The 20,776-nt window shown below is 68.3% G+C and carries 24 protein-coding genes and 1 tRNA gene; 12 read left to right on the forward strand and 13 right to left on the reverse strand.

Going from position 1 to position 20,776, the window contains the following annotated elements; genetic code table 11:
* Window positions 1-116: 116 nt before the first annotated feature.
* Both AWC19_RS29125 and AWC19_RS13210 read left to right on the forward strand, forming a co-directional pair.
* Window positions 117-1,025, forward strand: a complete 909-nt coding sequence (locus tag AWC19_RS29125) for an MAP_0585 family protein (protein ID WP_211284916.1) — start codon at window positions 117-119, stop codon at window positions 1,023-1,025.
* 70 nt (window positions 1,026-1,095) lie between these two features.
* The gene (locus AWC19_RS13210; protein WP_085078525.1) at window positions 1,096-1,869 is read left to right on the forward strand and encodes an enoyl-CoA hydratase; all 774 of its coding nucleotides are present in this window, start codon (window positions 1,096-1,098) and stop codon (window positions 1,867-1,869) included.
* Between the two features lie 5 nt (window positions 1,870-1,874).
* On the opposite strand, the gene AWC19_RS13215 is transcribed toward AWC19_RS13210, so the two are convergent.
* Window positions 1,875-2,807 (reverse strand): lytic transglycosylase domain-containing protein, encoded by a 933-nt coding sequence (locus tag AWC19_RS13215; protein ID WP_085078526.1) that lies wholly within the window; start codon window positions 2,805-2,807, stop codon window positions 1,875-1,877.
* Window positions 2,808-2,880: 73 nt separating this feature from the next.
* Window positions 2,881-3,471, reverse strand: coding sequence for a TetR/AcrR family transcriptional regulator (locus AWC19_RS13220; RefSeq protein ID WP_085078527.1), 591 nt, complete (start codon window positions 3,469-3,471; stop codon window positions 2,881-2,883).
* A gap of 102 nt (window positions 3,472-3,573) precedes the next feature.
* Here AWC19_RS13220 and AWC19_RS31190 point away from each other — a divergent pair, with 102 nt between their 5' ends.
* The 5 genes from AWC19_RS31190 (at window position 3,574) to AWC19_RS13240 (ending at window position 6,540) form a co-directional block, all read left to right on the forward strand.
* The gene (locus AWC19_RS31190) at window positions 3,574-3,705 is read left to right on the forward strand and encodes a hypothetical protein (RefSeq protein ID WP_264072626.1); all 132 of its coding nucleotides are present in this window, start codon (window positions 3,574-3,576) and stop codon (window positions 3,703-3,705) included.
* Window positions 3,702-4,088 (forward strand): DUF4267 domain-containing protein, encoded by a 387-nt coding sequence (locus AWC19_RS13225; RefSeq protein WP_085078528.1) that lies wholly within the window; start codon window positions 3,702-3,704, stop codon window positions 4,086-4,088. Before AWC19_RS31190 ends, AWC19_RS13225 begins: the two co-directional genes overlap by 4 nt.
* 32 nt (window positions 4,089-4,120) lie before the next feature.
* Window positions 4,121-4,360: a hypothetical protein gene (locus AWC19_RS13230; protein ID WP_211284917.1), complete on the forward strand. Its 240-nt coding sequence runs from the start codon at window positions 4,121-4,123 to the stop codon at window positions 4,358-4,360.
* Between the two features lie 32 nt (window positions 4,361-4,392).
* The gene (locus AWC19_RS13235) at window positions 4,393-5,730 is read left to right on the forward strand and encodes a PE domain-containing protein (protein ID WP_085078529.1); all 1,338 of its coding nucleotides are present in this window, start codon (window positions 4,393-4,395) and stop codon (window positions 5,728-5,730) included.
* Window positions 5,731-5,796: 66 nt separating this feature from the next.
* Window positions 5,797-6,540, forward strand: a complete 744-nt coding sequence (locus AWC19_RS13240) for a DUF732 domain-containing protein (RefSeq protein WP_085078530.1) — start codon at window positions 5,797-5,799, stop codon at window positions 6,538-6,540.
* Window positions 6,541-6,542: 2 nt separating this feature from the next.
* Here the strand turns inward: AWC19_RS13240 and AWC19_RS13245 are convergent, their stop codons facing one another.
* The gene (locus AWC19_RS13245; protein WP_085078531.1) at window positions 6,543-7,301 is read right to left on the reverse strand and encodes a DUF4383 domain-containing protein; all 759 of its coding nucleotides are present in this window, start codon (window positions 7,299-7,301) and stop codon (window positions 6,543-6,545) included.
* A 162-nt stretch (window positions 7,302-7,463) separates the two neighbouring features.
* Between AWC19_RS13245 and AWC19_RS13250 the strand changes: the two genes are divergently transcribed.
* Both AWC19_RS13250 and AWC19_RS13255 read left to right on the forward strand, forming a co-directional pair.
* Complete coding sequence (locus AWC19_RS13250; protein WP_085078532.1) at window positions 7,464-7,694, forward strand: deoxyribodipyrimidine photolyase; 231 nt, start codon at window positions 7,464-7,466, stop codon at window positions 7,692-7,694.
* A 589-nt stretch (window positions 7,695-8,283) separates the two neighbouring features.
* Window positions 8,284-8,359: transfer RNA gene (locus AWC19_RS13255), tRNA-Thr, on the forward strand.
* 241 nt (window positions 8,360-8,600) lie between these two features.
* On the opposite strand, the gene AWC19_RS13260 is transcribed toward AWC19_RS13255, so the two are convergent.
* Window positions 8,601-9,329 (reverse strand): hypothetical protein, encoded by a 729-nt coding sequence (locus AWC19_RS13260; protein ID WP_085078533.1) that lies wholly within the window; start codon window positions 9,327-9,329, stop codon window positions 8,601-8,603.
* A gap of 161 nt (window positions 9,330-9,490) precedes the next feature.
* On the opposite strand from AWC19_RS13260, the gene phoP reads away from it, so the two are divergent.
* A complete protein-coding gene (gene phoP / locus AWC19_RS13265; RefSeq protein ID WP_085078534.1) occupies window positions 9,491-10,210 on the forward strand; it encodes a two-component system response regulator PhoP in 720 nt (239 codons plus the stop codon).
* A gap of 26 nt (window positions 10,211-10,236) precedes the next feature.
* On the forward strand, window positions 10,237-11,664 hold the full coding sequence (locus tag AWC19_RS13270) for a sensor histidine kinase (RefSeq protein ID WP_085078535.1): 1,428 nt from the start codon (window positions 10,237-10,239) through the stop codon (window positions 11,662-11,664).
* On the opposite strand, the gene AWC19_RS13275 is transcribed toward AWC19_RS13270, so the two are convergent.
* The 9 genes from AWC19_RS13275 to AWC19_RS13320 form a co-directional block, all read right to left on the reverse strand.
* Window positions 11,661-12,068, reverse strand: coding sequence for an HIT family protein (locus AWC19_RS13275; RefSeq protein ID WP_085078536.1), 408 nt, complete (start codon window positions 12,066-12,068; stop codon window positions 11,661-11,663). The two genes, AWC19_RS13270 and AWC19_RS13275, sit on opposite strands and share 4 nt — an antisense overlap.
* Window positions 12,069-12,177: 109 nt before the next feature.
* A complete protein-coding gene (locus tag AWC19_RS13280; protein WP_085078537.1) occupies window positions 12,178-12,606 on the reverse strand; it encodes a ketosteroid isomerase family protein in 429 nt (142 codons plus the stop codon).
* A gap of 384 nt (window positions 12,607-12,990) precedes the next feature.
* Window positions 12,991-14,118 (reverse strand): NDMA-dependent alcohol dehydrogenase, encoded by a 1,128-nt coding sequence (locus tag AWC19_RS13290; protein WP_085078539.1) that lies wholly within the window; start codon window positions 14,116-14,118, stop codon window positions 12,991-12,993.
* 160 nt (window positions 14,119-14,278) lie between these two features.
* Window positions 14,279-14,824, reverse strand: coding sequence for a nuclear transport factor 2-like protein (locus AWC19_RS13295; protein WP_085078540.1), 546 nt, complete (start codon window positions 14,822-14,824; stop codon window positions 14,279-14,281).
* Complete coding sequence (locus AWC19_RS13300; RefSeq protein ID WP_085078541.1) at window positions 14,824-15,033, reverse strand: ferredoxin; 210 nt, start codon at window positions 15,031-15,033, stop codon at window positions 14,824-14,826. Before AWC19_RS13300 ends, AWC19_RS13295 begins: the two co-directional genes overlap by 1 nt.
* Window positions 15,034-15,041: 8 nt before the next feature.
* Entirely contained in the window at window positions 15,042-16,397 is a 1,356-nt protein-coding gene (locus AWC19_RS13305) for a cytochrome P450 (RefSeq protein ID WP_085078542.1), read from the reverse strand.
* Entirely contained in the window at window positions 16,394-17,221 is an 828-nt protein-coding gene (locus AWC19_RS13310; RefSeq protein ID WP_085078543.1) for an SDR family oxidoreductase, read from the reverse strand. Before AWC19_RS13310 ends, AWC19_RS13305 begins: the two co-directional genes overlap by 4 nt.
* Entirely contained in the window at window positions 17,222-18,448 is a 1,227-nt protein-coding gene (locus AWC19_RS13315; protein WP_085078544.1) for a cytochrome P450, read from the reverse strand.
* A complete protein-coding gene (locus tag AWC19_RS13320) occupies window positions 18,445-19,074 on the reverse strand; it encodes a TetR/AcrR family transcriptional regulator (RefSeq protein WP_085078545.1) in 630 nt (209 codons plus the stop codon). The genes AWC19_RS13315 and AWC19_RS13320 overlap by 4 nt, the downstream gene beginning before the upstream one ends.
* Window positions 19,075-19,278: 204 nt before the next feature.
* Between AWC19_RS13320 and AWC19_RS13325 the strand changes: the two genes are divergently transcribed.
* Entirely contained in the window at window positions 19,279-20,760 is a 1,482-nt protein-coding gene (locus AWC19_RS13325; RefSeq protein WP_085078546.1) for an aldehyde dehydrogenase, read from the forward strand.
* Window positions 20,761-20,776: the final 16 nt, after the last annotated feature.

Consider the following 20,776-nt stretch of genomic DNA (forward strand, 5'->3'; position numbering starts at 1 on the left):
CGACACGCCACACCCCACCCGGGGGTTCTCCTCACATCAAGCCGACACGCCTGCTACCAACGTCCTGGCCGAGTACACCTAGCGCGGGCGATCGATACCCCAGAAGGAACGCAGCAATGTCTATCAAACGTGTCGCGAGCGCGGCGACGCTCGCGGCGGCCCTGGGCTTCTCCGCGATGCTGAACCCCGGCTTAGCCAACTCCGCTCCGCTGGACCCCCCGCCGCCCTGCCCCAACTGCCACGGCGGCGGCGGTGGCGGCGGCGGCAACCCGGGAGGTTCCGGCGGCGCGCCGGGCGGCGCGTCGCAGGCCCCGCAAACCGCTCCGCAGACCCACGCGCCGGCCCCCCAGAGCCCGCAGCCCCCGGCCACGCAGAGCACGCAGCCGCCGGCCACCCACAGCACCCAGCCGCCGGCCACCGAGAGCACGCAGCCGCCGGCCACCCAGAGCACCCACCCGTCGTGGACTCGGGGCAGCGAACCGCCCCGCACCGAGACCACGCAGCCCGGCGCGCAGACCACGCCGCCGAGCGCGCAGACGACCGGGCCGGCGAGCGGTCGGACCACGCCGCCGTCCAGTCCCGGGGCGCGCCCGGCCCTCAGTGCGCCGAGCACACAGCCGCCGCACCCGGCGTACGTTCCGCGCCGCGACGTGGTCACTGCCAGCGCGCAAATAGGCGGACCCACCACCCCCGGCCCCGGGGGCGCGAAGGTCGAGTTCGTCCTCGCCGACCGCGGTGCGCCACCTCCGCCGCGGGAGCATGGATTCGGCTGGAACGACGGCCCGCCGCCGCACCACGCGCCGCCCGGCTGGTATGGCCCGCCGCCTCCTGGAGGTTGGGACGGCCCGCCGCCCCCCGGTGGCTGGAACCGCCCCTGGGCCGGGCCGCCGGACCGCAACTGGGATCGCGCCCGGTACGACTACGGTCCCTTCAACTACGACACCTTCACCGTCTTCCCGGTCTTCAACTGGCAGTACGGGGGCTGGGGGTACTGGTTCTTCGGTGTCTGGGTTCCGCTGTACTGATTGACCCTTCGTGAAAGCCGCCCCGGCAGCCGCTGGGGCGGCTTTCCTCACCCGGGGTCAGGATGAACGCATGGACGCGAGGCAAGAACGGTTCGTTCGGCTGGGCCGCGACGGCGGCGTCGTCACCGTGGAGTTGATCAACTCCAAACCGCTCAACATCGTCGGCACCGGCGCGATCGAGCAGCTCACCGCGGCGGTTCGCGGCGCCGGCGGCGACGACGACGCCCGTGTCGTCGTGCTGCGCGGCGCCGGGGACAAGGCGTTCATCGGCGGCGCCGACATCAACGAGATGGTCACCCTCGATCGCTCCACCGCCGAGGCGTTCATCCGCAGGCTCGCGGGCCTGTGCGAGACGATTCGCCAATGCCCCGTCCCGGTCGTCGCCCGGCTAGCCGGTTACTGCCTGGGCGGCGGCCTGGAAATCGCGATGTGCTGCGACCTGCGGATCGCCGAGTCCGGCGCCCGCTTTGGCATGCCCGAGGTGGCCGTCGGCATCCCCTCGGTCATCCATGCGGCCCTGATGCCCGCGCTGATCGGGGCCTCGCACGCGGCCTGGATGCTGTTGACGGGCGAAACCATCGACGCCGACACCGCGGTCACCTGGGGCTTGGTGCACGAGGTGGTGGCCCCGGACGCGCTCGACGCTCGCATCGCCGAGCTCGCGGCCAGGCTCGCCGGCTTCGGCCCGAACGCCGTGCGTCAACAAAAGCGGCTCCTCAACAAGTGGTTCGACATGACGGTGCACGGGGCGATCGAAGACAGCGTCGAGCAGTTCGGGCTGGCGTTTCTGACCGGCGAGCCCCAGCGGCACATGCGGGCGTTTCTGGCCCGGAAGGACGGCTGACCCCGCTATTGCGGGTGGCTCGCCAGGTAGTCGCCGACCGGGATGGGCGACGACGCGGCGTAGCCGATCGGCAGCAGCACGTCGCCCGCGGTCGTGTAGTAGTACACGTCCCACCGGTAGTAGTCGGGGAACGCGGCCGGATCACCGGCGAGCACCGCGGCGTACTGGTCGACGGCCTGCACGTAATTGCGCGAGTGATTGTATTGGTAAAGGGCGTGATCGGGGTCGCCCGCAAAGCCATTCGCGGCCAGGTAGCGGCCCGCCGCCAGGATGCTGTCGCGCGGCGAATGGATGTCGCCGCCCTGGCCGTAGGACGCGAACGTCGACGGCAGGAACTGCATCGGGCCGTCGGCGCCGGCGGTGCTCACGCCGACGATGCTGCCGAAGTGCGTTTCCACCAGGTTGATCGCGGCCAGGTAGTTCCAGGCGACGCCGGACTCAGCCTCCGCCGCGTGGTAGTCGCCCATCAGCTCGTCGGCCGGCACCGGTGGGTCGATGCGCCATGCGGGCAGCGTGTCTTTGGCCTGTGCCATCGCGTTCAGCTGCCGGCGCGCGTCGACGTTGCGGTCGTAGAAGTCGATCAGCGGCGCCGGGATGCGCGGCCGCACCGTCGCGTCCCATTCGGGATGGTGCCCGATCGCTCGATAGGCCGCCTGCTCGCGGTGCGCCGCCGCGGCCAGGGCGGGGTCGGGAGTCGACGGGTCACGCAGCGCGCGCTCGTCGGCGACGAGGTCGTCGGCCAGCTGGGCGGGGTCCGTTGCCAGCTGAGGTTGCGCCCCGCGGGGCGGGGTCGGCGCCGCGGGAGGCGGGGCCGGGAGCGACGCGGCCGGCTTCGTGGTCGCCGCCGGCTTGGCGGCCGCCGTCGACTGGGTGCAGCCGGCGACGGCGAGCAGCACCGCGCCCAGGATCAGGGTGGGGACCACACGGCTACGGTTCACTTCGATAACCCGGCTTTTTCGATCGACGCGACTTTTCGTTGGCTTCAATGATGGAGTACGGCAACGCACCGGCCTAGGGCCTGCTTCCTCGCCTGCCGGTGAGCTCGTCGACGAGCAGCCGAACACGGTCCGAATCGTGTGCGGGGCGCAGTCGCCCGGTACGGCCGAGGGTGACCAGCCCGTGCAGCGCGGCCCAGAACACCTCGGTGAGGGTGTCGGCGTCCTGTTCGCGCGCGACCATCCCGACCCCTTGCCGCAAGGCGGCGAAGGCCGCCGTCAGTTGAGGCGGTGTGTCCTGGGCGGCGAAGCGCAGGGTGGTCGCGCGAGTAAACATCGCGTCGTAGAGCGCCGGATTGTCGCGGGCGAAGTCCAGGTAGGACTGGGCGATCCGGTTCAGGGTGTCGCCGGCTTCGGCGGCGTCGGAGTGGGCGGCCCGGATTGCCTCGGCGAGTTCGGCGAACCCGTCGAGGGCGACGGCGTCGGCGATCTGTTCCATGCCGGCGAAGTGCTTGTACAACACCGGCTGGCTGTACTCGATCTCGGTGGACAGCCGCCGGGTCGTCACGGCGTCCCAGCCTTCGGTCTCGGCCAGCCGGCGCGCGGTTTCGACGATCAGCCGTCGACGGGCGGCCCGTTCGCGCTCACGGCGGTCTTCAATCGACATACCCGAACGTATCACGGCTATCAAAACTAGCAATGCTATTGACGCCGGTGCGGCGGAGGGGTTAGCGTTGCTAACACCTACGAAACGACGGGAATTCGCGACGTGGCTTTGGACGACATCACCCGCGCCTCCGCGCGGATGGCGGTGCTGGGTACCGCGGTGGTCTACGGCGCCGACGTGTTCTGCGCCCGTTTTCACCGATTCGCTAGCGACAGCCAGGAGTGTTCGACATGACATTCACTACGACCATCGGCTACGTCCTCGCCGGACTCCTCGCGGCGGGCATTATCTTCATCGGCGGACGCTTCCTCGTCGCGCCGCGAGTCGCCGCCGCCGGCTACGGAGTGCTCCCCGATCTACACCCGCCGGGTGCGGGCGCATATCTGAGCGTCAAGGGTGTGCGCGACATCGCCGCAGGTCTTTTCGTCATCATCCTGATGGCCGCGGGCGCGACCCACCTGGTCGGCTGGATCATGTTGGCCGCCACCATTGTTCCGGTCGCCGACGCCGCCATCGTGCTGCGCAACGGCGGATCCAAATCGGTCGCCTGGGGAGTCCACGGCGGCACCGCGGGCGTCATGCTTGTCACGACCGCGCTCCTGCTCGTCTCCCGGTAACCCACCGGTCCGGCCCGCGCTCGGGGCGTCGCTTGACGACCAGCGCCACGGTCGTCGGCATCACCAAGCAGGGCCGCGCCCGGGTGGCCAAGGGGCTGCCCGGCCACATCGAGGTCGTGCGCGGGCTCATATTCGACTCGCCGTCCGCACGCGACGTGCGCACCCTCGAACGTGATGAGCAGGGCCCGCGACCACGTGCGGTCTCGGCCGCGCCGATCGGCCGCGCCGCGCAACCGTCGTGCGGCCGTGAACTGATCGCGCGAACTGCTTGAATCCGTCTCCAAAAGGTTCAGCGCAGGAGAAGATGTCAGTTGTGCTCGTAGCGCCGGACCTGTTGGAGACCGCAGCGGCGGACGTGGCCGAGATCGGTTCGGCGGTGACGGCGGGCAATCTCGCCGCGGCCATCCCGACGACCGAGCTGGCCGCCGCGGGCGCCGACGAGGTATCGGCGGCCGTCGCGGCGCTGTTCGGCGCCCACGCCCAGGAGTACCAGGCGGCCGCCGCGCGGGCGGCGACCTATTACGAGGACTTCGTGCGCAACTTGGCCGCGGCGGCGGCGGCCTACGCCGGCGCCGAGGCGACCGGCGCCGCTTCTTTGGCCGGCTTGGAGTCGCTAATCACCCATGAGATTCAGGCCTTCGCCGCCGCCCCGATTCGCGCGATCGGCGAGGTTTTAAGCGACAGCCCGCTCGGGCGCGCGCTCGACCCGATCTTCAACCCGCCCACCGGCGGCGACGGGCAGTCGATCGTGGTCGAATTCGTCCGGCACGGCCAGTCGATCGGCAACGCCGCCAACCTGATTGACACGGCCGTGCCCGGGTTGCCGCTGACCCCGCTGGGCCAGCAGCAGGCGGTGGCCATCGGCACGACGCTGCAGGGACAGGGCCCGTTTGCCGGGGTCTTCGCGTCGCAGTTGATCAGGGCACAACAGACCGCGACGCTGGCCGGCATGCTGAACCCGCAGATCCTGGCCGGGCTCAACGAGATCAACGCCGGCATCTTCGATGGCGCGCCCCAGATCAGCCCCCAGGGCCTGCTCTATCTGGTGGCCCCGGTCGCGTGGACGCTCGGGTTCCCCCTCGTGCCGATGCTGGGCCCGGGCTCCGCCCACCTCAACGGCGTGGTGTTCGATCAGGGCTTCACCAACGCGCTGCACACCATGTACGGCGGCGCCTTGGCGAACCCGGTGACGGCTAACAACGGTCACATCACCGACGTGGCGTTTTCGAGCGAGTTCGCGATCGAGGTCGGCACTCTGATGAACGTCAACAACCCCGATCCGCTGCTGATGCTCACCCATCCGCTGCCCAACACCGGGACGGTGGTGGTGCAGGGCAGCCCGCAGGGCGGCTGGACGATGGTCAGCTGGGACGGCGTACCCGTCGGGCCCGCGACGCTGCCGACCAAGCTGTTCGTCGACGTGCGCGACCTGATCACCGCGCCGCAATTCGCGGCCTGGAACAGTTGGGCGGCGCTGGGCACCGGCGATCCGGCGACGATCGTCAATGCCGTCCAAGGTGGTGTCGGCGACGTCGCGGCGGCGGCGGTGCGCTTCCCCCTGGCGGTCACCCGCGACCTGCTGCACGCCGTCGAAAACACCAGCCTGACAGGCCTTTCCACCGAACTGTCCGGCCTGATCTGACGGCTGGCCGGCGGCGGCGCTAGTCCAAGACTTGTGACAACGTCGTCGCGGCATCAGACTGCTGATATGCGCGACCGGGAGGCGATCGACGCCGAACTGCGGCGCATCGCCGCCGCGCGTCGATCGATCCGCGAGCGGGGTGGTCAGCCGTCGTACGGACAGGCCGACGCGCTGCTCGACGAGCGCCTGGGGCACCTGCCCGCGCCCGAAAGCGCCGCGGGTAAAAACACGGCTGTCGCCACGCCTCGCCGTCGCGGGCGGGCGCTGCTCCGCTTCGGCCCACTCGCGCTGCTGCCGCTGTCGCTGCTGGCCGTCGTCGCCGCGTTGGTGGTGACGATCACGTGGCGGCACTTTGAACCGGCGGCGCAGCCGACGGTGGTCCCACCGTCGACGGCGAGTCCCAGCCCGGCCGCCCCGAAGCCGCCCGCCCCACCGGTGGACGTCGTCGACGTGGCGTTCGTCGCCGCGTTGAAGCACGACGGGGTGCCGGTTCCCAGCCAGGAATACGTGGCGGGGCACGGCCACGCGGTCTGCGAATTCCTCACGCGCCAAACCGATTTCGCGGACGCCGTGCGCTTCGTGCAGCAATCGACCATATGGGACGCCGATCAGAGCGCCAACTTCACCGCCGGCGCCATCGTCTCCTACTGCCCTCAGTACGAGACGACAGCCGCGCGACCGGCCGGGCAACCGCCCGGCTACGAGAGCACTCTTTCCGACCTGCAAAACGTGCAGGGCGATCTGCAACGCATCGAAGGCGAACTGCAGGACATCCGCGACCGCCTACCGGGCGCACTGGGCCACCAGTAGCGTCACCGGCGGCGCATCCAGATGACGATGACGATGACCGCCGCGAGCGCGGCCACGGCACCGGCACCGCGTGACAGCACCGGATTCGTCGACCGGCCGGGATTACTGGAATATGCTGCGGGACCGGGGTTTTCGGGCGGGGGATCGCCTACGGGTGGCGGGGGCCGGCTTGGCCCGTCATGCGCGACGGGGTCGTCGGTTGGGCTTGGTTGAGCGTCCGGCTCGCTGACCGCTTCCCGGGCCGGGGGGCGGCGTCGATCGTAATCGCGGCGTCGCCGGCGTCGCGGCACCCAGGCCTCGTCGCCCAACTCGTCGGGAATGAGCCACATCAGCAGCGCGAGGTTGACCACCGCCAGCACGCCGTGCAGCAGGATATCGGCGGGGTGGAAGCCCAAGGGTGTCGGCTTGGCGCGCGCCGAAGCGACACTACTGAAAAACAGCAGCATCATGTAGGCGACCACGCTCAGCGCGGTGACGGTCACCGCGGCGCGGCGATTGCCGACCGCCGCGATGGCGACCAGCCCCAACGCCAGCAGCACTGCGCTGTGCGTCGGAGTCGTCGCAAAGCCGAGCACCGGCGCTCCGGTCGGGCCCGCGTGGGGCTGCAAGGCCGACGAGATCAGCCCGGCGATGCCGAACGCGCTCACCAGGACGCCCTCGGCCAGCAGCCACCGACGCCCGCTGCGGAAATGCCCCGGGTCCGTGCGAACCCTGCGCAATCTCGACGTCAACCCGGGAACGTGCCCCGCCGTAACCGGCATCGCGCGACCTCCTGTCTGAGCAGCAAGTCTTGCGACATCGGCTACCCAATAGGGCCCGCACTACACCAGGGTTCGGCGGCGCCGGCTTGGTTTGTTGCGCGCTTGGGTATAAGGAGTGAGCTCGGCGGACGCCGAGACTGTGTGGTTCAAGATGGAGGCACCATGTTGCACAGCGTTGTCCTTGCGGCGACACAACAGCCCGAGGCCGCAGGCTTCATCCTCAGGGGGATCAAAGGCATCTTCGTCGCGATCGGAAGCATCATCGCCGCCATCGTGTGCGCCGTAATCGCCGGTATGAAGGGCCGCAGTGCCATCTTCTGGGGCATTCTTGGGCTGTTCTTTTCGATCCTGACGCTGATCGTCGTCATCGTCATTCCATCGAAAAAGTCGTAACCGCCCTCAAACGCGTTGGGACGCAAGTCTTTCGACGCGCTTTTTATCAGTTGGAGCCTGGTTTCGGGCTGGGCGCTGCCGCATTTCCATACAGGCAATCATGAAGCTCTTGACTGCCCGGGGCGAAGTCGAAGCCGCAGTTGCACTCGCGCGCGTCGCGGGGAGCGAGCCCATCGCAAAAGGGGGTGGTAGCCGATGCCGATGGTGCGGTCCACATGACGGCGGCGGCCAAAGCCGCCGCTGCGGCCCCGACGGCGGCCATCACTCTCGTCTTCAACGTTGCGATTCCTTACTTGTAGAACCACCACGGCGCTCTGCCGCCTGGGTACAACGGTGACAGCATTTGCGGCAGCGCGCTACTCGAACGATGCTGTTTTTCAAGGAAAAAGGATCGCCGCCCGTGTGGCACCCATGCCCCAAACGCTCCCCAGCGTTGCCGCCCGCTATGGGCGGAGCCTCCGCGAGCTTCCTTCCGGCGTGACAAGAGGACACGACCGCGGCGGCTCGGACCTGCGCCGCTCTAGTGGGCGCGGAGCTGCGACGAAATCACTCCATCGTAGAATCGTCGTGGCTCTTCGAGCCGCCCCCGGCCGCGTTAGCTCAGTTGGTAGAGCGTCGCTCTTGTAAAGCGGATGTCGAGAGTTCGAGTCTCTCACGCGGCTCCATTCCTGTCGGCGCTGACGGATAGCGTCGTGTGGTGGTACGGAGCCGTCGCGGCTGCGGCGTCGACTTCGACGGCCGCCGGCCAAAAGTTCTCTGTATCAATGCATGCCAGCAGTCAGACAGTCGCCGCCGGTTGCTGTTAGAGGCCTGGCTCGAGACCGGAGTCTGGGCTCGCACGTCCTACCAAGGCCACCACGTCCGCGACTACCCAGGCGAGTGCTCCACCACTGAGCAGCTAACCGGTCACTCCTCGCTTTCGATGATGCGCGTGGAGCGCACGGTGCGCGACGACGGACGCCGGCCGGGGCGGCGACCCGGAAGCGGGATGCGATCGGCGATGTTGCTCAGCGGGTTGACCACCATGGTCAACCCCAGGACCGCGTCCTGCAGGGTGGCGATCGCGGGCTCCAGCGCTTCCATTCCGGGCGTCAGCCGGGCCAGGGTGTCGGCGACGTCGGCCAGCTGGTCCAGCGGACCGTTCTTCGCGGTCAGCTTGTCGATCAGCCCGCCCTCCGCGAGCAGCCGGTCGGCCAGCCCGTCCTCCGCCAAGAGCCGCTCGATCAACCCGTCCTCGTCCAGCAGCCGATCGGCCAGCCCGCCGGGCTGCAGCGCGCGCTGCAACCCGCCGCCCTCCGCGGTCAGGCGGTCCAGCAAACCGCCCTCCGACGTCAATAGGTCGACCACCCCGCCCGGGCGCAGCAGGCGGTCCAACGGCCCGTCGGGTGCCACGGCGCGCCCGAGCGGGGCGTCGTCGTCCATCAGCCGGGCCAGCCGGTTGGCGCGCACGATCGCCTCGTCGATTCCCAGCATCGAGGCGACCGCGTTCGAACCGGATCCCGCCTCGACCTCCCCGACGGCGCGCTTGGCGACCCCCACCGCCGCCGAGGCGACGCTTAGGCTCGCGTCGGCGGCGGCGAGCCCGATCCGTGCGGGAGCCGTCGCGAGCGCGACGAGGCCCTTGGCGAAATCCATGTCAGCGAGTCTATTCGCGACGCGCCCTGTGACCGGGACCATTCCAAGCGGATGCGATGATGGCTGGCAGACTGTTAGCAGACGACTACCACCTAGCTTTCAGGGACCCCACAATAATTGGGAAGGCGTCTCCCAACTGGTTCAAACAAAGGACAGACCGCATGACCGCCGCCACCCCGAGCGAGACCAAACCGGAGGCTCGTGTCCTCGTCGTGGACGACGAGGCCAACATCGTCGAACTGCTCTCCGTCAGCCTCAAGTTCCAGGGGTTTGAGGTCCACACCGCCACCAATGGCGCCCAGGCCCTCGACCGCGCCCGCGACGCCCGGCCCGACGCGGTCATCCTCGACGTGATGATGCCCGGCATGGACGGCTTCGGCGTGCTGCGCCGGCTGCGCGCCGACGGCATCGACGCCCCGGCGTTGTTCCTGACGGCCCGCGACTCCCTGCAGGACAAGATCGCCGGCCTGACGCTCGGCGGCGACGACTACGTGACCAAACCGTTCAGCCTGGAAGAGGTCGTCGCCCGGCTGCGCGTGATCCTGCGCCGCGCCGGCAAGGGCGGAGTGGAGCCCCGCAATGCCCGGCTGAAATTCGCCGACATCGAGCTCGACGAAGAAACCCACGAGGTGTGGAAGGCCGGCGAACCGGTCTCGTTGTCGCCCACCGAGTTCACGTTGCTGCGCTACTTCGTGATCAACGCGGGCACCGTGTTGAGCAAACCGAAAATCCTCGACCACGTCTGGCGTTACGACTTCGGCGGCGACGTCAACGTCGTCGAGTCCTACGTGTCGTATCTGCGGCGCAAGATCGACACCGGCGAAAAGCGGCTGTTGCACACGCTGCGCGGGGTCGGCTACGTGCTGCGGGAGCCGCGCTGAGCAGGCGCTTTCGGCAGGGTACGGAGATGGCAACACAGGTTCGACGAGGAATGCCGCTACGGGTGGGGCTGGTGGCGGCCACCCTGGTGTTGGTGGCCTGCGGCCTGGTGGTCTCGGGCTTCGCCGTCACCTCGATCCTGCGGCAGGTCCTGGTCAGCCGCATCGACCAGACGCTGCTGGAAGCCTCGCGCGGCTGGGCGCAGGCGCCGCGGCGACAATTAGCAAACCCCTACGAGGGCCCGGACCCGGGCCGGCCGCCGTCGAAGTTCTACGTGCGCGGCATCGGCACCGACGGCACGCCATTCACCGCGATCAACGACCGCAACGCCGAACCGGCCCTGCCGCCCAACAACGACGTGGGCCCCAACCCGACGACGTTGCCCTCGGTCAACGGGTCCAACATCGAGTGGCGGGCGGTTTCGGTGCGCGGGCCACACGGCCTGACCACGGTCGCGATCGACCTCTCGGACGTCCAGCACACCGTCAGCTCCCTGATGTGGCTGCAGATCGGCATCGGGGTGGCGGTGCTGGTGGTGGTCGGCATCGCCAGCTTCGTGGTGGTGCATCGCAGCCTGCGGCCGCTCACCGAGGTCGAGCAGACCGCCGCCGCGATCGCCGCCGGCCAGCTGGATCGCCGCGTTCCCGAGCGTGATCCCCGCACCGAGGTGGGCCGGCTTTCGTTGGCGCTCAACGGGATGCTGACCCAGATCCAGCAGGCGTTGGCCTCCTCGGAGCTGTCGGCCGAGAAGGCCCGCGGTTCCGAGGAGCGGATGCGCCGGTTTATCACCGACGCCAGCCACGAGCTGCGCACGCCACTGACCACCATCCGCGGCTTCGCCGAGCTGTACCGGCAGGGCGCCGCGCGCGACGTCGCCATGCTGCTGAGCCGGATCGAAAGCGAGGCCAGCCGGATGGGCCTGCTGGTCGACGACCTGCTGCTGCTGGCCCGCCTCGATGTCCAGCGCCCGCTCGAAAACAATCGGGTGGACCTGCTGGCGCTCGCCAGCGACGCCGTCCACGACGCCCAGGCGACCGACCCCAACCGCACCACCACCATGGAGGTTTTCGACGGCCCCGGGACCCCGGAGGTCCTCGGCGACGAGCCACGGATCCGGCAGGTGCTAAGCAACCTATTGGCCAACGCCCTGCAGCACACCCCGCCGAGCGCCGACGTCATCGTGCGGGTCGGCACCGAGGGCGACGACGCGGTGCTCGAGGTGGTCGACAAGGGTCCGGGGATGAGCCAGCAGGATGCGTCGCGGGTGTTCGAGCGGTTCTATCGCACCGACTCGTCGCGGGCGCGGGCCAGTGGCGGCACCGGGCTGGGGCTGTCCATCGTCGACTCGCTGGTGCGCGCGCACGGCGGCGCGGTCAGCGTGACGACCGCGCCCGGCGAGGGCTGCTGTTTCCGCGTGACGCTGCCCCGCGTGAGCGACGTGCCCGCGACCGTCTAGCCGGTCAGTTGTGCCAGCGCGGCCTTGATCTTGGCCTGCGCCTGGTCCAGCGAGTCTGGTGACGGGTTGCGGTCGACGTTGGCGAAACCAAAGTCGCTCAGGCTGCGGGTCGGGAAGACGTGCACGTGCAGGTGGGGCACCTCCAGCCCGGCGATGATCAGCCCGGCCCGTTCGGTCCGGAACGCCTTGCATACGGCCTTGCCGATCAGCTGGCTGACCTCCATGACGCGGGCGAAGACCGCGCCGTCGACGTCCTGCCACTGATCGATCTCGGCGCGCGGCACCACAAGCGTGTGCCCCTGGGTCATCGGCTCGATCGTCAGGAACGCGACGATGTCGTCGTCCTCGTAGACGAAGCGGCCGGGAAGTTCACGGTTGATGATCTTGGTGAAGATCGACGCCATGGCCCCAGCATATGTGCGCCGACATCGCCGCCACGGCCGCGGTCGCCGTCGACACCGTCGTTGCGGGAGGGGCTGGGGGCCTCGAGTGAGCGACTCGCGCTGGAGTCGCTCACTCCTCCTTGCCGAATTTCATGCCCTCGAGGTTCCAGTAGCCGCGCATGTTGGTGATCAGCCCGGCGTCGTTGACCTTGTAGGTGAACACGCCGCGCACCTCGCTGGTGATGCCGCCCTCAAACCTGCTGCGCAAGACCAAGATATGGGCGATTTCGTCGGGCGAACTCGACGGGAACGTCTCCTCGCAGGTGATGGTCAGCTGGTTGGCCGCGATGTTGTTGTCATAGAACCCCGCCACGGCCTCCTTGCCCTTGACACCTTCGCCGTCGGGGTTGGTGACGGACTTGCCGATCGGGTCCTCGATGACGACGTCGTCGGCCATCAGCGCGAGCCAGCCCTCGCGGTCGTGGGCCTGCACGCAGCGCCACGAGTTCTGCGACGCGCTCAGGGCGGGGGAGGCTTGAGACTGCGCGGTTTCGGTCATCTTTCTTCTCCTGTCTGTAGATCGCGCACGCGGCGCGCGCGCCTCGGCGGGCGTGAACATCACGGCTTCGCGAGTGAACCGCTCGACGACGGCCCGCACGTGCACGGTGACGCCGAGTCGGTCCGGGCGATCCATATGCTCGGTCTTGCGCGGGTTGGCCACTTCGGAGGAATGTCTTTGGCGCCCAACGCGATCAGCCCCGCCCCGCCCCCGGCGCGCGCGGCGAAGTGGTCGCGGGTGCTTCGCGAGGGCGGCCCTTCGGGTGTGCCATACATCGTCGGCATCGGCGACATGACCACCCGGTTGCGCACCGCCGCGGCGCCGATTCGTCTCGGCACCAACAGATTTGCCGAAGCCGGCGCTCACCGGCCCACCTACGGCCGGTTACCGATCGGCGTCGGTGTAGCGGATGACACCGCGAATGTTCTTGCCGTCCAGCATATCCTGGTAGCCGTCGTTGATCTGCTCCAGCCGGTACTGGCGGGTGATCATGTCGTCCAGGTTGAGCTTGCCGGCCTTGTACATCGACAGCAGCTGCGGGATGTCGTACTGGGGGTTGCCGCCGCCGAAGATGGTGCCCTGCAGGTTCTTTTGCATCAGGGTCAGCATCGCCAGGTTCAGCGTCACGTTGGTGTCCAACAGGCTGCCGATGGCCGTCAGCACGCAGGTGCCGCCCTTGGCGGTGATGTTGAGGTAGGCGTCGACGTCGGCGCCGTGCAGCTCGCCGACGGTGACCACTACCTTGTGGGCCATCAGGCCGTAGGTGACCTCGGCGATGCCGGCCAGCGCGGCGTTGATGTCGGGGTAGACGTGTGTGGCGCCGAATTTCAGCGCCTGGTCACGCTTCCACTCGATCGGGTCGATCGCGAACACGTAGCGCGCACCGGAGGCGACCGCGCCCTGCAGCGCCGCCATGCCGACCCCCCCGACGCCGACGATGGCGACGTCCTGACCCGGCCGGATGTCGGCGGTGCGCACCGCCGAACCGTAGCCGGTGGTGACGCCGCAGCCGACCAGCGCGGCCACCTCGAACGGGACCGACGGGTCGATCTTCACCACCGAGCTGCGGTGCACGACCATGTACGGCGAGAAGGTGCCCAGCAGCGTCATCGGGTAGACGTTTTGGCCCCGGGCCTGGATGCGGAAGGTGCCGTCGGACACCGCGGCCCCGCCCAGCAGCCCCGCGCCCAGATCACACAGGTTGCGCAGCCCGGCCTGACACGTCGCGCACATCCCACACGACGGGATGAACGACAACACCACGTGGTCGCCGGGGGCGATGTCCTCCACGCCGGGGCCCACCTCGGTGACGATGCCGGCGCCCTCGTGGCCGCCGAGGACCGGGAAGCCTGCCATCGGGATGCCGCCGGTGACCAGGTGGTGGTCGGAGTGGCACATGCCCGCCGCTTCCATCTGGATCTTGACCTCGTGCGCCTGCGGGTCACCGATCTCGATCTCCTCGATCGACCACGGCTGGTTGAACTCCCAGATCAGCGCGCCTTTTGTCTTCATTTACAACCTCCATTAGCAAGGTCTGACCGAAACACCGGCATGACGGCCGGTCAAGGCACCGACGGCATTTTTAGAACCTGTTCTCGTTCGTCAGGCCATTATGACGTGCGTCACCAGGCCGTGGGCAAGCGGGGGACCACCAACCGGTCGGGAGGCCGCGTCACCAGATCGGCACCGGCGCCTCGCCGATCGGGTAATAGCCGGGCAGCTTCTCTCCGGCGAGGCTGCGCTCGATGCGCTTCTGCATGCCCGCGCTCAGATCGCCGGACTCGATGAGCTTGGCGAACATCTTCGAGACGTGACCAAAGTCGAAGAAGTCACGCTGCCATTCGATGAGCCCGTCGCCATTCAAGCGGAACCAGCTGCCGCCGATGCCGTAGATCTCGTCCCGGGTGCCGTCGGCCTTGTTGACGATCTGCTTCCAGAAGCCGACGATCTCGCCCTGCTTCTCGTCGATGAGCACCTTCTGGTACTCGTAGATCCAATTCTCCAGGCCCTCCATCTCCAGGCCGAGCGCGACATCGCGGATCTCGTCGACGCCCACGCACATCACGTCCTCTTTGGGGCCGATGTTCCAGCCGTAGGTGGCGTCCTCGGCGTAAAAGTCGGCCAGCGGCCGCCAGTCACCGGCTTTTTCGCAGTCCTTATTGGCCCGCAGCCAGCGGTCGACCCATGCCTCGAGTGCCTCGCGGGAGTGTGACGCCATCAGTGGCCTTCTTTCTGTCTGATGAACAGCGCTTGGGTGGGGCACATCTGGACCGCGCGCTCGACGTCGTTTCGGGCGTCCTCCGATGGTTCGGGGTCGACGATCTCGACCTTGCCCCGCTTGGGAACCCGGAAGTAATCTGGCGCCTCGAGTTCGCACATGGCGTGGCCCTGACACAAATCCAGGTCGACTTCGATGCGAAATGCCATGTCGGTCCCTACGCGGTGCGCCTGCGGTAGCGGGCTTTGGCGGGGCGCGCCAGCTGCACCACCATCTTCGAGTGGTCGTTGTGGTAGGTGTCGGCGGGCTGCGCCATCTCGAACTCGTACTCGCGCAACAGAACCGAGAAGATGGCCTTGATCTGCATCTGGGCGAAAGCGGCGCCGACGCAGCGGTGCCGGCCCGCGCCGAACGGAATCCAGGTCCACCGGTTGACGATGTCGGCCTGCTCGGGCTTGTTGTACCGGTCGGGCTTGAAGGCGTCCGGATCGGGAAAGTCCTCGGGGATCCGGTTGCTGATCGCCGGGGACGCGGCGACGTAGTCGCCCTTGTGGATGGGAAACCCCTCGACCTCGAACTCGCCCTGGGCCACCCGCATCAAAATGATCAGCGGCGGATGCAGGCGCAGCGTCTCCTTGACCACGTTGTCCAGCTTCGGAATCGACCGCAGCGCATGGAAACTCACCTCCCGGCCGTCGGCGTAGAGCTCGTCCAGTTCGGCCAGCACGTCGGCGTACACCTCGGGATGGCGGATCAGCTCGATCAGCGTCCACGCCGAAGTCCCCGAGCTGGTGTGGTGCCCGGCGAACATCAGCGAAATGAACATCCCCGTGACCTCGTCGGCGGAAAAGCGCGGCCTGCCGTCCTCGTCCTTGATCGACACCAGCACGTCGAGCATGTCGCGGTCGCTCTTGTCCTTGGGAGGGTTGGCGATTCGCTGATCCATGATCTCCTGGACCAGAGCCACCAGCTTGACCCGCGCCTCGTCGCGGAGCCGGAAGCTCTCGATCGGAAGGTACGGGTCGACGTAACACAGCGGGTCGGTGCCGCGCTCGAGCATGTGGTAGTACTCGGCGAATCGGTGGTCGAGCTGCTCACGAAACTTCAACCCGATCAGGCACGCTGTCGAGGTGTAGATGGTCAGTTCGGCGAAGAAGTCGAGCAGCTCTATTTCGCCTTCGTCGCCCCAGTCGGCGATCATCTTCTTGACCTCGCCCTCGATGGTGGCGGCGTGGCCCTTCATCTGCTCGCCGCGCAGCGCCGAGTTGTGCAGCATTTCTTTGCGCCGCTCCGGGCTGGCGTCGAACACCACGCCCTTGCCGAAGATCGGCGTCATGAACGGGTACGCCTCGGCCTGATCAAGGTCTTCGTCGGCGGAGCGGAAGAAGAATTCGTTGGCTCGCGCGCCGGACAGCAGGATGACGTGTTTGTCGACCAGCTGAAACCAGCCGACGTCGCCGCACTCGTCCCGCAGGCGCTTCATCAAACCTATTGGGTCGGTGCGGAATTCCTCGAGATGTCCGTGCTCTTCTTCGCCGCCGGATACCCGCGGCACGATGGCGGTGGTAGTCATTGTCCTGGCATCCCCTCTTTGCCCAGTGCGAGCTTGTGGCGATCCTTCTTGTCGGCCAACGGGGCTTCGGGCTGCAGCTCCATGTTCGCGACGAAGCCCCCGCGTGGCGTCTCGGCGACGAACGCGATGGCGCGGGCCAAATCCGACGCGCGCAGGAAGTAGTCGTGGCGCGCCTGGCCCCATTTGGCCCAGTCCTCGAGCGCGGGGCCGATCTTGTCGGCGGGCAAGCTCCAGCCCATCCCCGTCTTGGTGGGCCCGGGATGCACGATCGACGCGCGCACGCCGGTGCCCTCGAGCTCCATCTGCAGGTTGGTGACCATCGCGACGAGCCCGGCCTTGGCGGCCCCGTACGCCCCCATGTGCGGGCGCTGGCGCAGCGCGACGTCGGAGCCGACGAAGATCAGGTCGCCGCGTTGCCGCTCGAGCATTCCGGGCAGCACCGCGCCGGCCAGCCGGTTCGCGCCGACGAGGTGGATCTGCAGCTGCGAGTCGAACTCGTCGGTGCTGATCTCGGCGAGCTTGCCGAAGTAGGTGTCGCCCGCGCCGGCCACCAGCACCTCGATGTCGCCCAGCGCTTCGACCGACTGCGCGACAAAGGATTTCACCGAGTTCGGGTCGGTGACGTCGAGGTGGAACCCGACCGCCTCGCCGCCTTCGGCGTTGATCTTGCCGACGATTTCGTCGAGCCTTTCGACCCGGCGGGCGCCCAGGGCGACCGGGAAGCCGCGCGCCGCCAGTTCGATGGCGGTGGCCTCCCCGATGCCGGACGAGGCACCGGCGACGATCGCCGGCCGGCGTTCGGGAAGGGGGTCAAAGCGGGGCATTCAGCGGACCTCCACGCTCATGGGTAAATGAGCGAATCCGCGGACATTGCTCGAGTGGACGCGGACGGCGTTGGCCTCATCCACTTGATATCCGCGGATTCGCTTGAACAACTCGGTGAGCGCGACCCGGGCCTCCATCCGCGCGAGATGCGCGCCCAGGCAGAAATGTGCGCCGCTACCGAAACTCAAGAGTTTGGGCCCGATTTCGCGCCCGATCAGGTAGTCGTCAGGGTTATCGAAGACCCGCTCGTCGCGGTGGCCGGAGCCGGGCAGCAACAGCAGGACATCGCCCTCGGGAATCGTGGTGTCGTAGAGGGTAAGCTCTCCGACCACGGTGCGGGCGAGGATCTGGCTGGACGTGTCGTAGCGCAGCGTCTCCTCGACCCACAGCGGGACCCGCGACAGGTCGGTATAGACCGAGCCCAGTTGATCCGGGTTCTTGTGGCCCCAATATGCGGCGTTGGCAAGGAGTTTGGTGGTGGTCTCGTTGCCGGCGATCACCATCAGAAACATGAAGCCGAGCACTTCGTCGTCGGTGAGGCGGTCGCCGTCGATCTCGGCTTCCAGCAGCGCCGACGTCAGGTCATCCGTCGGCTTCTTGCGCCGCTCGGCCACCATCTGTTGGTAGTAGACGATCAGGTTGATGGAGGCCTCGACCGCCTCCGGCGGCACGTCGGTGACCCCCTCCTCGCGGTGCATCACCCCGTCCGCCCAGGCCCGGACCTGGACTCGGTCCGGCTCCGGGACACCCATCAACTCGGAGATGACGTCCATGGGCAGCTTGCCGGCGAACTCGTCGACGTAGTCAACCGTCCCGCCCGCCGAAGACCGGGCCTTCTCCAGCATCGTGTCGAGGTGCTGCGTGGCGATCTCGGTGACGCGCGGTTCCAGTTCGCGAATCCGCCTGGGCGTGAACCCCTTTGACACCAGCGTCCGCAGCCGCAGGTGTGCGGGGTCGTCCATGGCCAAAAAGCTCATCGTCTTCGACGCGTGCGGGCCGCGCGACGCCGGGTCCAACGAGACACCGTACTTATTGGAAAGCGTTGTGCTGTTGCGAAAGCCATGCAGCACGTCCCGGTGCCGCGACAGCGCCCAGAACTTCAGCTCGTCGTTGCGATACAGCGGGGCTTCGTCGCGCAGCCGCTTGTAGCAGGGATAGGGGTCCTCGTGGAAGTCGTAGTCGTAGGGGTCCAGCACCAGCTCGTGGTCGCCGACGCGCACGGTCATCGATCGCCCCCTGTCTGATCGGCGCCGGCCAGGATGAGGTTCACCACAAAGGCGATCCGGTCGGCGATTTCGCGGTAGGTGAACTGACCGCTGCCCGCTTGCACCAGCGCGCCGAAGAAGGCCATTTCGAGCGCGGACACGGTGGCGGGGGTGGCGCCGGGCCCGATGGCCGAGGCGATGCGGCGGTGGATTTCCGCGCCGATCCGGTCGCGGGCGGCGCGCACCGCGGGGTCGGCGCCGCCGGACAGCAACGCCGTCGTGCACGCCGCGCCGACCTCGGGCTCGTCGGCGACCACCAGCGCCAGGTGGCGCAGCGTCCGCTCGACCCGGACCCGCATCGGGTCGTTCACGTCGGTGAAGTAGGGGACCTGGCGCACCAGGTCGAGGTACACCTCGGCGATCAGGTGGTTCTTCGAGGAGAAGTAGGTGTAGGCGGTGGCCGGGGCCACCTTGGCGCGGGCCGCGACGGCGCGCACCGTCAGGTCGGCGTAGGACTTCTCGCGCAGGGTTTCGATGCCGGCGGCCAGGACCTTGCGGAACGTTTCCTCCTGGCGGCGGTTGCGCAGGGTTGCCCCGGTCTGGTGCTCGGCCTCGGATGCGACCGTAGCGAGTGCATCGCTGGACACGTGTCCACGCTAACGGACGGCGGCGACCCGAAGCAAGGCCGTCTCGGAAAGTCGCAGCTGAGCGGCGCATTCGCCGCGCAGGAACGGCCGCCTCGGATATCGGCTCTTGCACCCCCGAGGAGCCGGCGACTATCGTGCGAAGCGGCGATATCGGACAGCTGTCCACTCGGCTGTTGATCATCTCAGCCCAAAGGCGGGAGCGAAATGACCCAGCGAACCCTGTTGGCCGACGGTGCCAGCGCGCTGTTCATCGACGGCAAGATGTCGCCGGGGAGCGCGGGCACCTTCCCGACGGTCAACCCGGCCACCGAGGAAGTGCTCGGAGTGGCCGCCGACGCCGACGCCGCCGACATGAGCCGCGCCATCGAGGCCGCGCGGCGGGCCTTCGACGACACCGACTGGTCCCGCAACACCGAGCTGCGGGTGCGATGCGTGCGGCAGCTGCGTGACGCGATGCAGGCGCACACGGAACAATTGCGCGAAATCACCATCGCCGAGGTCGGCGCGCCCCGGATGCTCACCGCCGCCGCCCAATTGGAGGGCCCGGTCGCCGATTTGAGCTTCTCGGCCGACACCGCCGAGTCCTACGCCTGGAACACCGATCTCGGCGAGGCGTCGCCGATGGGAATTCCCACCCGGCGCACGCTGGCGCGGGAGGCCATGGGCGTCGTGGGAGCCATCACCCCGTGGAACTTTCCGCACCAGATCAACCTGGCCAAGCTCGGGCCCGCGCTGGCCGCGGGAAACACCGTGGTGCTCAAGCCCGCGCCGGACACGCCCTGGTGCGCGGCGGTGCTCGGCGAGCTCATCGCCGAGCACACCGACTTCCCGCCCGGGGTGGTCAACATCGTCACCTCCAGCGACCACGGCGTCGGGGCGCTGTTGGCCAAAGACCCTCGGGTGGACATGGTTTCGTTCACCGGCTCCACTGCGACCGGGCGCAGCGTGATGGCCGACGCCGCTTCCACCATCAAGAAGGTCTTTTTGGAGCTGGGGGGCAAGTCGGCGTTCGTGGTGCTCGACGACGCCGACCTGGCGGGGGCGTGCTCGATGTCGGCGTTCACCGCGTCCATGCACGCCGGGCAGGGTTGCGCGATCACCACCCGGCTGGTGGTGCCGCGCGCGAAGTACGACGAGGCCGTCGCCATCGCGGCGGGCACCATGGGGTCGATCAAGCCCGGAGACCCGAACGATCCGGGAACCGTTTGCGGTCCGGTGATTTCGGCGCGCCAGCGCGACCGCGTGCAGGGCTACCTGGACCTCGCGATCGCCGAGGGCGGAACGTTCGCGTGTGGTGGCGGCCGCCCGGCGGACCGGGCGGCGGGTTTCTTCATCGAGCCCACCGTGATCGCCGGGCTGACCAACGACGCGCGGCCCGCGCGCGAGGAGATCTTCGGGCCGGTGCTCACCGTGATCGCCCACGACGGCGACGACGACGCGCTGCGCATCGCCAACGACTCCCCGTATGGCCTGTCGGGCACCGTGTTCAGCGCCGACCCGGAGCGGGCCGCCAGCTTCGCCTCGCGGCTGCGGGTCGGCACCGTCAACGTCAACGGCGGCGTCTGGTACTCCGCCGACGCTCCGTTCGGCGGCTACAAGCAGTCCGGAAACGGCCGGGAGATGGGTTTACTCGGCTTCGAGGAGTACCTGGAAGCCAAACTCATTGCCACGGCTGTGAATTCATAGCGCGCCGAAAGGAAGA

The organism is Mycobacterium palustre, from assembly GCF_002101785.1.
GTDB lineage: Bacteria > Actinomycetota > Actinomycetes > Mycobacteriales > Mycobacteriaceae > Mycobacterium > Mycobacterium palustre.

Excerpts from the sequence above, each read along its gene's own strand:
- AWC19_RS29125 (WP_211284916.1), top strand. The coding sequence starts at position 117 with ATGTCTATCAAACGTGTCGCGAGCGCGGCGACGCTCGCGGCGGCCCTG.
- AWC19_RS13210 (WP_085078525.1), top strand. The coding sequence starts at position 1,096 with ATGGACGCGAGGCAAGAACGGTTCGTTCGGCTGGGCCGCGACGGCGGC.
- AWC19_RS13220 (WP_085078527.1), bottom strand. The coding sequence starts at position 3,471 with ATGTCGATTGAAGACCGCCGTGAGCGCGAACGGGCCGCCCGTCGACGG.
- AWC19_RS13225 (WP_085078528.1), top strand. The coding sequence starts at position 3,702 with ATGACATTCACTACGACCATCGGCTACGTCCTCGCCGGACTCCTCGCG.
- AWC19_RS13235 (WP_085078529.1), top strand. The coding sequence starts at position 4,393 with ATGTCAGTTGTGCTCGTAGCGCCGGACCTGTTGGAGACCGCAGCGGCG.
- AWC19_RS13240 (WP_085078530.1), top strand. The coding sequence starts at position 5,797 with ATGCGCGACCGGGAGGCGATCGACGCCGAACTGCGGCGCATCGCCGCC.
- AWC19_RS13245 (WP_085078531.1), bottom strand. The coding sequence starts at position 7,301 with ATGCCGGTTACGGCGGGGCACGTTCCCGGGTTGACGTCGAGATTGCGC.
- AWC19_RS13250 (WP_085078532.1), top strand. The coding sequence starts at position 7,464 with ATGTTGCACAGCGTTGTCCTTGCGGCGACACAACAGCCCGAGGCCGCA.
- AWC19_RS13260 (WP_085078533.1), bottom strand. The coding sequence starts at position 9,329 with ATGGATTTCGCCAAGGGCCTCGTCGCGCTCGCGACGGCTCCCGCACGG.
- phoP (WP_085078534.1), top strand. The coding sequence starts at position 9,491 with ATGACCGCCGCCACCCCGAGCGAGACCAAACCGGAGGCTCGTGTCCTC.
- AWC19_RS13270 (WP_085078535.1), top strand. The coding sequence starts at position 10,237 with ATGGCAACACAGGTTCGACGAGGAATGCCGCTACGGGTGGGGCTGGTG.
- AWC19_RS13275 (WP_085078536.1), bottom strand. The coding sequence starts at position 12,068 with ATGGCGTCGATCTTCACCAAGATCATCAACCGTGAACTTCCCGGCCGC.
- AWC19_RS13280 (WP_085078537.1), bottom strand. The coding sequence starts at position 12,606 with ATGACCGAAACCGCGCAGTCTCAAGCCTCCCCCGCCCTGAGCGCGTCG.
- AWC19_RS13290 (WP_085078539.1), bottom strand. The coding sequence starts at position 14,118 with ATGAAGACAAAAGGCGCGCTGATCTGGGAGTTCAACCAGCCGTGGTCG.
- AWC19_RS13295 (WP_085078540.1), bottom strand. The coding sequence starts at position 14,824 with ATGGCGTCACACTCCCGCGAGGCACTCGAGGCATGGGTCGACCGCTGG.
- AWC19_RS13300 (WP_085078541.1), bottom strand. The coding sequence starts at position 15,033 with ATGGCATTTCGCATCGAAGTCGACCTGGATTTGTGTCAGGGCCACGCC.
- AWC19_RS13305 (WP_085078542.1), bottom strand. The coding sequence starts at position 16,397 with ATGACTACCACCGCCATCGTGCCGCGGGTATCCGGCGGCGAAGAAGAG.
- AWC19_RS13310 (WP_085078543.1), bottom strand. The coding sequence starts at position 17,221 with ATGCCCCGCTTTGACCCCCTTCCCGAACGCCGGCCGGCGATCGTCGCC.
- AWC19_RS13315 (WP_085078544.1), bottom strand. The coding sequence starts at position 18,448 with ATGACCGTGCGCGTCGGCGACCACGAGCTGGTGCTGGACCCCTACGAC.
- AWC19_RS13325 (WP_085078546.1), top strand. The coding sequence starts at position 19,279 with ATGACCCAGCGAACCCTGTTGGCCGACGGTGCCAGCGCGCTGTTCATC.